The sequence below is a fragment of the Streptomyces sp. NPDC059957 genome (assembly GCF_042730015.1).
Classification (GTDB): domain Bacteria; phylum Actinomycetota; class Actinomycetes; order Streptomycetales; family Streptomycetaceae; genus Streptomyces.
This window is the reverse complement of record NZ_JBHWMB010000084.1, coordinates 10,309-22,226: the sequence shown is the minus strand read 5'-3', so window position 1 is coordinate 22,226 and position 11,918 is coordinate 10,309. Positions and strand designations below refer to the sequence as shown.

Sequence of the window (11,918 nt, the reverse complement as noted above, 5' to 3'; positions counted from 1 at the left end):
TGCCGCCCTCCCCACGCGGGCGGGCGGCTGGACACCCGCGCCGGACGGAGAAGTGCCGCTGGAGCCGGCGGCACTGGCGCCGGTGTACCGACAACTACGCAAGGCCTTCGAAGACGGCAAGCACGAACCCGGCGCCGCCGACTTCTACTACGGCGAGATGGAGATGCGCCGCCACGCCCATGACATCCCCCGCAGCGAACGAGCCCTGCTCACCACCTACTGGGCACTGTCCGGCTACGGTCTGCGCGCCTCCCGAGCCTTGGGCTGGCTGTTGGGAGACATGGCTGCAACCGTGCTGATGATGATGCTGTGGGGCTTCCGAAGGACGACCCGAAGCCCCAGAGCACCGGCACGCTGACCGGCCGGAGCCTCACGTTGACCACCGATAAGCCCGAGCCAGTCAATCCCGACAGGCCCTACCGCGAGCGTCTATCGTCCAAGAGGTTCGAGAAGTCCTTGCGGGTAGTCATCAACTCGGTGATCTTCCGCTCCTCCGGCCAGGACCTCACCACCGCTGGCACCTACACCGAGATGGCTTCCCGGCTCGTTGAACCTGCCCTCCTCGGTCTGGCCGTCCTTGCCGTGCGCGGCCGGGTGAAACGCTAGGAGATGAGACGCGGAAATGTGTCTGGAGAACCGTCGAACTTCTGCTCAAAAGGCAAGATCACGCACGAGTGCCGGCACCAACTCCACGGCCTGCGCCAGCTTCGGCTCAACCGGTGGTCTCAACGTCACCCGCAGACCTCCCTCGTCATCTCCTCTTTCCAGAGTCCACCGGACCGGACAGACCCGGCCCGGTACGCGCGCGTAGGGTCATCCATCCGAGGGGCCGCCGGAGCCGTCAGGAGCGCTGAACGGCCTGTATGCGGCACGGTGACAGCCATGCGCCGATGGTCCCTTCCCCTGCTCCTCACCGCCCTCCTCACCACCCCCGGATGCGTCACCATCCACCCCGCGCCGGCCCCACCCGTCGGCATCCGCGCTACGGCTCCGGCCGACCACAAACCACCGGCCGACCCCCGCGCTGTGCGGACCGGGACAGCGCTGCCGCTCTCCCCCCTCCCCGAACCCGCGCCCCCTGCCCCGGCCGGCCCCGCACCCCGGCAGGAGCATGCGCCCGGCCCCGGCCGCCCCGCCGCCGAGGACCGCACCAGCAGCCGTCAGAGCACCGCCACCCCTCGCCGAACCCACCAGGGGCCCACCCGGCCGCGCAGGGTCGCCGCCCCGCACCGGGCCACCCCGCGCAAGCCCTCCGCGAAGGCCAGGACCACGGGCACGGCGAAGGCGAAGCCCGGCGCCCGTACGCCCGCACCGCGCCGACCCGGCCACACCTCCCCCGGCGTACGGGCCGGGGACATGGCCGCACTGTGCAACTCCCCGCATGGCATGAACAGCCCGGCCATCACTGAGCTGTGTTAGATGTCCGGCGGGTTCGGAAGGGCCTGAGGGGCCGGCGCCATCGGCGCCGGCCCCTCAGGAGCGGGCCGCGCGTCAACACGGTTCCGCTGGAATCTGCCCTGGTTTTGGTTGCACCCAGTAGGTCAGGGCTTCCCGAACCGACCTGAAGTTTCAGGTCGGTTCGTTTGCGTCTCCACAGTGCCTTGTAGGTCGCAGGGCCCGCAATCGCGACGTGCGCGAAAGTGAGCCAATCCGGATACCCGCCGTGGCCCCCTGGCCTTCAATGTCCCGGTCGTATCGGGTGGCCAGCCCGCGCCACCGCTTCAGCTTGTTGATGTAGCGCTCGACGGTGTTGCGCTGCTTGTAGGCCTCGCGGTCGCAGGCCGGCGGACGGCCACCGTGGCTGCCGCGGCGTTTGCTGTTCGCGGCCTGGTCAGCCGGTTGGCCGGCCGATGGCCTTCGTGCGGTCGCAGACGTTCCAGCCGCGGAGCAACCTCAACATGCTGTTCGTCGCCGTGGACGTCGAGCTGGGGGCGATCATGACGGCCTGGCTCATACCGTGCGGCACGTTCGGCGAGATGGTGACCGAGCCCAACAGCAAGGGACGCTTCCGGTTCTCGGCGTCCATGAAGCGGGACTCCAAGGACCGCTGGAGCCAGTTCCGGCTGACGGCTGCGGAGCACAAACAACGCGTCCCCCCTCAGAAGGGCTTGAACACGTGAGTTCTACAGGGAATGGGGTCAGTTACGACCGGCCCAGTGCCGAGCACCGCAAAGCAGACCTCGAGGCGGACGGCGCCACGTACATCAAGATCGTGAAGGTGAAGCCCGGCGAGTAGGACCGCCCGGCAGCACCCTCGGCCAGGTGGTCGAGGGTGCTGCTGACTATCCTTTGGAGGAGCCACCTCCGCCCGCCATCGGCCCAGCCCGAGGCCGCGGGCGCCTCGGTCGCCCCCTTGGGAGTGCGGCCTGTCAGGCTGCTCCGCCTTTGGTGCGCTGCTTGTAGAGCTCGGTCATGTCACCGGTGTCGGCGGCCGGCGGGACCTCGACGGTCCGGTTGCCCCCGAAGGACAGGAAGTCCACTGAAACGGTGATCGTCGTCCCGATGGCCTGGTTGAGGCGGGTCGGTACGCCCTTGGCGTCGACCCAGATGTCGGTGACGACGTCCCCGGTCAGCGGGATGCTGCCGTAGATGTCTGCGGCGGCGCCCATCTTGTCGGTGGGGATCGCGGCACGGTAGTGGACGGTGCTCGTGCCGTTGACGGTCTCACTGCCGACCTTGGTGACGTCCTTGGCGTACTTGAGGCCCTTCAGGCTCGCGGTCGGATCGCCCTGGACACCTGCCATAGCAGCCGCGCCCTTCTCGCCCATGACGGCGGAGGCCTCGATCTTCAGCCACGACTTGCCCTTGAAGGGGCCCGAGGTCATGCGCTCGACCTCGTAGTAGTATGCGCCGCCCACCATGCGCGTCGTGATGGTGCCGTCGGCAGCCATGTTCCCCATCTTGAGGTCCTTGGCCGGGATCTCGGTCTCCATGGCCCGGCCGTTGCCCCAGCTGTAGAGGCCCTTGACCGTGAGCGGCTTGCCGCCCGTGGCCGGGGTCGTCACGGTCATGCTGATGTCGGCCGAACCGGCCTTCGACGCCTCGTCGGACGCACTGGCAAGAGCGGCGAGCATGGTCTGCGCCGATTCACCAGCCTTCTGGGTGACCGCCCCCGCGCTACACCCGGCGGTACCCGCCATGACGAGGACAGCCACCGCTATGCCGAAGGTCTTCTTCATTTCCCGCCCCTTGCTGAAAACCGATCTTGTATTCATCGCCCGCGGCACCGCGTGCCCGGGCTGTACCGTGGCGGGTTCCCCTGTCTGCGCGGGATCGCAGGATCGCACGCCCCTCCGACAACCGGACCGGCGCCCTTCCCGAGCGGGCGCGGTGTCCGCTCTTGGGCAGGTTCGGGATTCCACAGGTCACGTAGACCGGAGCCGGCCGGGCGGGTGTCAGTGGCGGATGCGAGGCTTTGGCCTGCACCTGAGGGCCGCCCAAAGGAGCAGGCCGTGCCGGAACCACATCCCTGACCGCCCGCCTGTCCTGGGTGTGTGTGCCTCTGACCAATCCGACAACGGGGAGCGTTTCTTCCGATGCCTGTACAGCCCACACGTCCCGAGAGCACTCCCCCGCCCGCATCGGGCATAGATGTCTTGCCGTTCACGCCTTCCCTCGTCAAAACGGTCTTCAGGGACGTGACCGCCATGCACGTATCTCGGTCGGCCGCGTGCGCGGCCGCGTCGGTGGTGCGGACAGTGCTGACGGAGATCGTCGATGGATGCAGAAGGGCGGCGGCTGAGCAGGCGCGGACGAAGCTGCTTCCCGTGGACCTTGTCTCGTCGCTCGACCGCAACGTCGAAGTCACGGTGGGGGACAAGTGGTACGACCACAGCCCGACGTTCAAGGGCCTGAACGGTGTCACCTACGACGCCGAGGGTGTCATCGTGCGTGCCCCCAGGCGCAGCCAGTCGCGCAAGCCGAGTGCCATGGTCGGCGCTCACAGGTTCGAGGCCGAGGTTAAGAAACTGCTGCGAAGCCAGGGGGTGACGGCCGTCCCGGCGCTGGCCCGCGACCTGGACGGACTCGCGAGCAACTTCCTGACAGACCTCGCCCGGGACGCGGTGATGGTCGTCCGTGAAGGCGGGGTCAAACGGTACGGCACGGTCACCCTCGTCCTGCCCGGAGAGCCGACTCCACCCCCGTTCCCCAAGGAATCCATCCCGGCCCTGTACTCCCGCAAGGGGGATGCCCGGACCGTCGGCAGGGACGACATCCTGGCCGCCACCACGATCCAGTTGTTCGGAGACATCCGACACAGAGCCCTCGCCGAGGCGCACGAGGCAACACGGAGCATTTCGGCCGACTGACCGGCGGCCCCCTGGCCATCCACTGCCAGATCACGTCCCACCCCACCCCTGGACCTGTTGGGCAGGTGAGCGGGGGCCTTCGGCGATCCTCGGGCGGTCCACGGCACATATCGCGTCAGCCCTCACCTCCGGTTCGGCGAACAGCTTCGTCTGATCGCCGGTCAAGATGGGCTCGCCCGCGTCTGGGAGTCCGCAGTCAGCGTGGTGGACGAGCCGGCCGCCAGGGACTGGGCCAGGCGGTACGACAGCTCGAAGCACGAGAACAGGACCTGCGAGATTGAATGCCAACGGCCCCTTCGACCTGGTGGTCGAAGGGGCCGTGGCGTTGGTAGCGGGGACAGGATTTGAACCTGCGACCTCTGGGTTATGAGCCCAGCGAGCTACCGAGCTGCTCCACCCCGCGTCGGTAGGACCACCCTACGCCACTGGCCCCGTACTCCCGACCGAATTCATCCCGGACTGAGTCACCACCTGCCGCGTCGGCGGGCAGGCCAGTACCGCCCATTTGGTGCGATGGATCACGACGTCGCCGCAGAGCTGGTCGAGGAATGGCCGGCAGGCCCCAACTCGGAGGCGAGCGGCCACTTCAGCTACCAGGCCCTCGCGCACTACCGGCCGGCGGTCCTGCACTGGCTCACCGTCGGATGCGGTGCCGGTGGCGGCGTCCCGGACGCCGACCTCTACCTCCGCCCCACGCCCGCGGCCCTGCAGGACTGCGCCGTCGGCTACGCCGGCGCCGCCCGCTCGCGCGACGCCGCCTGCGGGGCCGTGCCGTCCTTCTACCGCTGGCTCGAAACCCCGGCGGCCGCGCAAGCCGCCGACCGGTACCACGGCACCCGGCGCGAGGGCCCGCAGCCCGTCCACCACGACGCCGTCCGCGCCATCGACGAGTACCTGCCCCACCGCGCGCGGCCGCCCTCCCCGACACCGGCCACCTCTTCACCACCGTCAACGGCCGCCCCTTGGAACCCAGTCCCTGCTCCGGATCCTGCGCAGCGTGGCCGCCACCCACCCGGACCTCGAGGAGACCCTGTGGGTGGCGACCTCAGTGCCGCGCGCGTGAGGGAGCGCGAGAGGACGTACGCGGAGCTCCTCACCACCGCCGATCGCCCCGAGGTGCTCCGCCACCTGAAGGAGGGTGGCATCAGGCATCGAACCCCGTGCCGGTGCAGCCCTGCACGCCGTCCGGTTCGCCGCCTCCATCCCGCGGGCGACCGGACCGGACAACCCTGTGCCCGGCTTGGCTTACGTCACGACACCGGACATCTGCTCGTGCTGGCCGCCAGCCCAGGCGTACCCCGAAGCCGTCGATCTCCGCTGACACCTCCATCCCTGGTTAGGGGGCTGTTTGTTCGGCTTCGCCGGGGGCGGGGAGGGCGATTGGGGCGGGAGCGTCGGTCGGGGGTAGTCCTGCTTTGGCGCGGACCATGTCTGCTTCTGCTCGGAGCAGTTCCGCGTTCGCGCGGACGAGATCGGCGTTCTTTTGGCCGAAGGCCTGGATGAGCTTGGCAAGCCCGGTGAGGGTTCCGCCGATGAGTACGCCGATGACGGTTCCGATGCTGACGATGGAGGCGACCGCGGCGGGTGCGTCGTCGGGGCCCAGCCCGCTTTCCTGGCTACTCGCGAGGAGACTCCGGGTGCTGATCCAGGCGGTGGTCAACAGCGCCAGGAGAACGATGCCGACCAGCGCGCCGAGGAGGGTTCGCGGTTGCAGCGCGCGGGTTCTGGAGGCTGAACGCGGTGTGGCGCCCGGCGTGACTTCCTCCGGCCTGGGGATTCTCCCGGCGGTGAGCGCGGAGGCCAGCCGTCTTGCACCTTCCGGGCTGCGGAGGGCGGCGAATTCCCACACCGCCGCGGATTGTCTGCCCTGTGGGTCGACTGGGCCGATGTCCTGGAAGCCGGGCCAGCTCCTGGTGGTCCTGTGTGAGCTTCGGTCTCCTGAGACGTTGAGGATGTGGAAAGACCGCATGTCGCGGTGCTTACTCCAGTAGCCGACTAGATCGCGAACGTATGCCGATGCGTCGGAGCGCGGCGTGGCGATCAGCAGGAAGTTCCGACATAGATCCAGCCGTTCGGGGTCGAGGTCCAGCGCGGTCTCCCCGTAGACAGCTTCCGTCCGTACCTTCGCCTCGTCCAGTATGTGTCTGACGGTTCGTTGAGTTCCCGAGTCCTCCGGCGCGAACGCGATGAAGACGTCGAACTTGTAGTCGGCGGCTGCCACCATCTCCTCTTTTCTACCCCGTCTTGGCATCACAGTTCGTAAAACCCTAGCCAAGGGAGCTGTCATGGGTTGATCAAACGCCGCAACCGGGGCTAGCGCTCAGCCACAGGATCGTGGCCGCAAGGCCCGGGCGGGTCGCTAGGGCCGGTGTCCCGTTCGGTGCTCCCGCGACCGGCCCGATGTCAGTACCAGGCGGCAAGCTCTGCCTCCATGAACAAGCAGCAGTTCTGGCAGCTCATTGAGGCAGCGCGCAATCGGGCGTCCAATCCGCACAACGGCGAAGCGGTCGCTCGCGAGGCGACCTCACTGCTGGCCTCCCGGCCGGTCGATGAGATCGTCGCAGCTGAGCAGGTTCTGTGGGACCTGATGGTCGACTCCTACGTCAATCGTCTCTGGGCCGCTGCTTACCTTGCACACGTCTCGGCGACTGGTGATCAGCTCCCAGAGTGCTCACCCACCATCCGCTACCAGGAGCCGGACCCCCACCTGGAACTTCGATTTCGGTGACCACGACGAAATGACCCGCCGACTGCCCCGCTTGGCGGCTCTCTATCTCGAGTAAGCGGAAGCTCGCCGTCACAAGACGAGGCCCAAGAGCAGAGAGCGAGTACTCCCGGATCACTGTCCGTCACCTCATCGGGCCGTGCACACGCCTCGGTTGACGAATACGCGACGCCTCGACATGCGGGCCTACCAGTCCCAAGGCCGTGCTCGCCCGCGCCCCGCGCGGCCCGCTCGGCCGGATGCTGGGCTGCCGTCCGGCAGTGGCACTGGGCCGGACTCTCCGGCTTCTACCTGCGGGCCTGCGGTTTGTCACACAACGGTCATCAGCAGATAAGAACCGGCCGTCTGCGGGCAGCCGTCCTCACTGCTGTACCAGCCCTTTCCAGAGAAGAGCCGTCCCCCATGATGCGTGTTCGCCCCCAGGCAAACCCGGCCGCTTCCGCCCCGGGCCGCGGTCGCCCCGCGGTCCCGCTGTTCGCTGTCGTCGCCGGGTTGTTGCTCCTCACGGCCTGCGGCTCCGGCGGGGACACGGGTCGGGCGGACGACGCGAAGGGGTCCGGCGACGTGGCGGGTGTGCACGCCGCGGCGTCGCAGGCGGCTGTCCCGCAGAAGGTGACCACGGGAGCCGTACTGGACTTCGATCTGATTCCGGGGGCGGGGAAGACGGTGGGTACGGGGCAGCCGGTGTCCCTGCAGTTCGAGAAGCCGGTCAAGGACAAGGCCGCGGTGGAGAAGGCGCTGACGGTCACCGCGTCGAACCCGACCGAGGGTTCCTGGGGCTGGGTCACCACACCCTCGGGCCACGACCGCCTGGACTGGCGCCCCAAGGACCCCTGGAAGCCCGGCACCGACGTCACGGTCAAGGGCATGCTCACCACGGTCGACCCCGGCGGCGCTCACTTCGACCGGGACCTGGACCGCACGTTCAAGATCGGCCGTGACCAGCAGCTGACCGCCGACCTCGACACCCACCGGCTCATCGTCGAGCGCGACGGCAAGGTGGTGAAGTCCATCCCCATGTCCGGCGGGCAGCCCGTCAAGGGCCGCCAGTCCCGACTGGGCACCTACGCACTCAAATCCCGGGAACCCAAGGTGCACATGACCTCCGCGTCCGTGCGCGGGCCGGTGGACTACGACGTGGTGGTCAACTGGGGCATGCGGGTGACCGACACCGGCGCGTACGTCCACGAAGGGGTTCCCGAGGCGCAGAGGTACATCGGCAACACCAACCACAGTGCCGGCTGCATCGGCATGACCCCGGCCGATTCGAAGTGGCTCTTCGACAACACCATCCTCGGCGACCTGATCACGATCAAGGGCCGGGAAGCCATCAAGAACGCCGACGGACCCGGCAACGGATACGCCGACTGGAGCATCGGCTACGACGAATGGAAGAAGCTGAGCAAGGCCTCCTGACCCACGGCCTCGGCCACACCCCCGCTTCCATCCGGCATCGGCCCAACGCTTCGCCCTCGCGGCCCCGTCCGCTTCGCCGCCGCCGACCTCGCCGGCCGTCTCGACATCCGGCCGGCGGGATGGCCGGCCGTCTCGCCGAGGGGCGCATCCCCGTCCGAACCCGGCAGAGTCCGGGGTGAACCAGGACACCCGCAGGTCCTTCTCGATCGCGGCCTGGGCGAGTCCCTCCGTGAAGCGGCTCTTGCCCGTGCCCGAGGGGCCGGCGATGACCAGGTTCTCGGCGCGGCCGATCCATTCCGGCCCGCCAGGATCCCAGAGTCTTGCCGGTGGGGAAGTTCGCCGAGTGGCGCCGAAGATTCCGGGTGGCGGCGTCGCTGCCGGTGACCTCCTCGGATATCAGCAGCCGCAGGACCTCAGCGGGATCCCAGCGTTGGGCGCGTGCGACGGCCCGCTCTCACAACCGAGGTTCGGACCCGCCCGGGAAAGATCGCAACGATCGACCATGAGAGCCAGAATCTGAAATGGGGATATGGATCAGGTACTGACGGCTGAGCCACTGCCGTCAGGTCTTGGCCCCACTCGGCCGGTGCTCGGGCAGCCAGACCTTGGCGTAACCGACAGCGTCGGCCAGGGCGAACAGGCGGGCCTTTGCCCCGCCCACCGTGCCCTGTACCACTGGGCGCTCCTTCTCGAAGGCCGCTCCCAGATCATCGAAGTCGTCCGAGGAGATCGAGGTGTCGCGCACCGTGCTCCAACGACGGCCCTGCGGGGTCATGACCGCGAAGGAGTTGTCGGCCTGCGGCGCGGGAACCCGGTACTCAGCCAAGTGGAATGCCGTGCAGGATTCGAAGCCCGCGCCCAGGAGCAGGATCCGCGCCCCGACTTCCTCCAGCCGGGCGAGCGGACTGCGCTCGCCGAGCCGGCAATCCAGCGCGTGGCCATCCGTGATCGCAGCACCGCGGGGACCCACCGCAGCGAAAGAAGTCTGCGGATGGCCACTGCGGATGGCGCCCGGCCAGTTGCGGACGGTCTCCGGGACGACACCGATGCCGCGGGTGGGTGTGATGCGGGCGTCGAAGGGCGGCATCGAGGCACGGATGTCCTCCCACCACGCCTCGGGCACGGGCGGACTCTCCCAGCTCGCCGGATCCGAATTGCCGCCGGAGTGGGTCGGCACCACCAAGGTCCCCTCGTCGCCGAGAGCATCGAGCAGCGCCATGACGACAGCGGCGGGACCGCCGCAGACCCAGCCGAGCGAGCTGAGGGAAGAGTGCACAAGGAGGGTCTCACCAGGGCGCACGCCAAGTGCGCGCAGCCCGGCGGCGAGTGAATCACGCGTACACATGGGGCCGGCCGGAGGGTTCATAGACATAACCATTCAGTGTCGAGGCCCCCAGGCCCCCGCACCACCGAATTCCGACAAGTACCAGGCCCACTACCACCGTGAGAGTCTGCCCACACCCTGTACAGCAAAAGCACAGTGCCCGCCGACCGCCGGTCAGCTTCCGCTCGCACATCGAACGCCTACAGGCCCGGCACCAACCGGGAATCGGCGTTGTCCCTCACCGTATCCGGCGCACCTGGGGACGCGGCGGCTGGGGTGGCCGCAGCCTGCACCCCTTGCTGAGGGCCCTCAAAGGCATCAGCCCCCTCGCTTTCCAGAGGATCGCTGAAGAGTGCACCGCTGGTGGCGGCCCCGATCCGCCAGAGGAGTGCAGCCGCCCGCAGCAACGGTCGGGCCCGGTCCCGGCACGGGGTGGGCCCTGCAGCCCTGGCGCAGCCCGCGCTCGTGCCGTCCGCACCGAGGTCCAGGCGGTTTCCTTCGGATCACCTCACTGAGCAGATGGAGATGGCGAAGAGGCGGGGGGTGCGCTGTTGCAGGTCTCACGGTCCAAGGCGGGTGGGGGGCGGGCCCTCGGCCGTTGATGGCACGCCCCGGGCTGCCCTGGCCAGACAGGTGCGGGGCCCCCGTGACACCAAGCGTTCAAGACAACTTGCTCCAACCCGGAACTCCTTCCGCGGGGTAGTCGGTGCCCGCGATGCTTCTGCCGTGGCCGGAGAACACGGGCCCGACCGACGGAAACGAAAGGAAGTGTTCCCGATGTTCTTCACCTTCTTCGGCCTCATCTGGGATTGACGCCCGTGCACCCCGAGCACCCCTCACCCGAGTCCACCCGATCAATCCCGGCAAAGAAGGACACCATCATGCGTACCAACCTGCGCCGTGCCACCCTCGCCGCCGGATCCATCGCCGCCGCGGCCGTCTTGGCCCTGCCCGGCAACGCCTACGCGGTCCCCAAGCTCTCCCAGTCGGCCGTCGCCCAGACGTGCTACGGGGGTGCGTTCGACTACCAGAGCAGCCAGGAAGGTTATTGGCCGCTGGAAGGCCACGCACCCACCTCCAGCCGCTGCGCCGACATCAACGTGAAGTCGAACACGACCCGCAGGGTGAGGGCCTGCTTCTGGACCGGGAACGGCCACACCTGCAACGCCTTCCGCACGGTACCGGCCGGCCAGTGGACGGTGGCCGCGTCCAACGTTCTCGATGGCACCCGCTTCTACCTCGACTTCGAGGACAACAAGGTCGGCACCGGACTGGTCGCCGCCTGATCCGGACCTGCCGCGCAAGGGACCGCTTCAACCTGAGGAGCGCGGGACCGGGCAACCGCTGATGCAGCAGGGCATCCAAACCACCGAGATCAACTGGCCCGATGAGGGCAAGCTCTCCACCAGCGAGAACGCTACCGGTACGCCGCACGGCAGAACATCACCAACCGAAGGACACGCGTTGCCAACCCGTTCCTCTCCAGCCTGACCATGGAACTCAAATGGCCAGGACTCCCCCGTCCTGCGCGCGCTCCTGATCGGCGACGGCGCCGCCGACAGGGCGCTGGTGCCCAACTTCGGGCTTTCATTCGGCGACCGCGAGCTGCCGCTGGGGCCCGTCCACATCTACCACCCGCGTGTCCTGGCCGTGGACGGCAAGCCCGGTACGTGACTGGAGTACTCAGTCAGCGAACATCGACGGTGCCCCAGGAGCCGGCGTAGTGCGGCATCCGCCTGCGGAATGCCCGGCTCTGCGAGTCGGCCACCACAGCGGAGCAATCGGTCCCACCAGCCGTCACCGGTTTGCGGGCACGCAACGGCCTCGCCCGGACGCGCCCATGAACCGCGTGCCCGCCGTGTCCGCGCGTGCAGGCCTGGCAGGGTGGCGGGTGGAGCTCGTCCGGGTCCTCCTTCGCACGTCGTCCCGGGCGAGCCGCCCACCCCGGCCGGGCCGTCCGGGTCAGCGGCGCGGGTTCCGACCGCCGAGCGGATCATCAGCCTGCGGGCCGCGTCCTCGTGGAGCCCTAGGTGCGCGGCGGCCTGCGTGGCGCCGAGGTCGGCGGCGGTGCTGCGAGCCGCCCAGCAGCCGACCCGCTCGGGAGCCCTCCTGAGTACCAATCCCCGCGCTCGCGTCGGTGTTC

The 11,918-nt window shown here is 68.7% G+C and carries 9 protein-coding genes, 1 tRNA gene and 2 pseudogenes; 7 read left to right on the top strand and 5 right to left on the bottom strand.

Translation table 11 applies throughout. The features are described 5' to 3' along the window. Both ACFWBW_RS35700 and ACFWBW_RS35695 read left to right on the top strand, forming a co-directional pair. A pseudogene (locus tag ACFWBW_RS35700) lies at positions 1-606 on the top strand (pentapeptide repeat-containing protein); the annotation flags it as partial. Positions 607-882: 276 nt separating this feature from the next. Next, complete coding sequence (locus ACFWBW_RS35695; protein WP_385381931.1) at positions 883-1,419, top strand: hypothetical protein; 537 nt, start codon at positions 883-885, stop codon at positions 1,417-1,419. A 263-nt stretch (positions 1,420-1,682) separates the two neighbouring features. On the opposite strand, the pseudogene ACFWBW_RS35690 reads toward ACFWBW_RS35695, so the two are convergent. Then, a pseudogene (locus tag ACFWBW_RS35690) lies at positions 1,683-1,833 on the bottom strand (IS5/IS1182 family transposase); the annotation flags it as partial. 26 nt (positions 1,834-1,859) lie between these two features. Between ACFWBW_RS35690 and ACFWBW_RS35685 the strand changes: the two are divergent. Further along, positions 1,860-2,120, top strand: a complete 261-nt coding sequence (locus ACFWBW_RS35685; RefSeq protein WP_385381928.1) for a hypothetical protein — start codon at positions 1,860-1,862, stop codon at positions 2,118-2,120. Positions 2,121-2,369: 249 nt separating this feature from the next. Here the strand turns inward: ACFWBW_RS35685 and ACFWBW_RS35680 are convergent, their stop codons facing one another. Further along, positions 2,370-3,179 (bottom strand): hypothetical protein, encoded by an 810-nt coding sequence (locus tag ACFWBW_RS35680; protein ID WP_385381925.1) that lies wholly within the window; start codon positions 3,177-3,179, stop codon positions 2,370-2,372. A gap of 357 nt (positions 3,180-3,536) precedes the next feature. Here ACFWBW_RS35680 and ACFWBW_RS35675 point away from each other — a divergent pair, with 357 nt between their 5' ends. After that, positions 3,537-4,310, top strand: a complete 774-nt coding sequence (locus ACFWBW_RS35675; RefSeq protein WP_385381922.1) for a hypothetical protein — start codon at positions 3,537-3,539, stop codon at positions 4,308-4,310. A 326-nt stretch (positions 4,311-4,636) separates the two neighbouring features. On the opposite strand, the gene ACFWBW_RS35670 is transcribed toward ACFWBW_RS35675, so the two are convergent. Together ACFWBW_RS35670 and ACFWBW_RS35665 are read right to left on the bottom strand one after the other, a co-directional pair. Beyond that, positions 4,637-4,713: transfer RNA gene (locus ACFWBW_RS35670), tRNA-Met, on the bottom strand. A 933-nt stretch (positions 4,714-5,646) separates the two neighbouring features. Continuing rightward, the gene (locus ACFWBW_RS35665; protein WP_385381919.1) at positions 5,647-6,534 is read right to left on the bottom strand and encodes a hypothetical protein; all 888 of its coding nucleotides are present in this window, start codon (positions 6,532-6,534) and stop codon (positions 5,647-5,649) included. A gap of 207 nt (positions 6,535-6,741) precedes the next feature. Here ACFWBW_RS35665 and ACFWBW_RS35660 point away from each other — a divergent pair, with 207 nt between their 5' ends. Continuing rightward, a complete protein-coding gene (locus ACFWBW_RS35660; protein WP_385381916.1) occupies positions 6,742-7,038 on the top strand; it encodes a DUF4240 domain-containing protein in 297 nt (98 codons plus the stop codon). 399 nt (positions 7,039-7,437) lie between these two features. Continuing rightward, entirely contained in the window at positions 7,438-8,451 is a 1,014-nt protein-coding gene (locus ACFWBW_RS35655; RefSeq protein WP_385381913.1) for an Ig-like domain-containing protein, read from the top strand. Positions 8,452-9,013: 562 nt separating this feature from the next. On the opposite strand, the gene ACFWBW_RS35650 is transcribed toward ACFWBW_RS35655, so the two are convergent. Further along, a complete protein-coding gene (locus ACFWBW_RS35650; RefSeq protein WP_385381909.1) occupies positions 9,014-9,823 on the bottom strand; it encodes an aminoglycoside N(3)-acetyltransferase in 810 nt (269 codons plus the stop codon). A gap of 833 nt (positions 9,824-10,656) precedes the next feature. Here ACFWBW_RS35650 and ACFWBW_RS35645 point away from each other — a divergent pair. Continuing rightward, entirely contained in the window at positions 10,657-11,061 is a 405-nt protein-coding gene (locus ACFWBW_RS35645) for a hypothetical protein (protein ID WP_385381906.1), read from the top strand. The last annotated feature ends 857 nt before the right edge of the window (positions 11,062-11,918 follow it).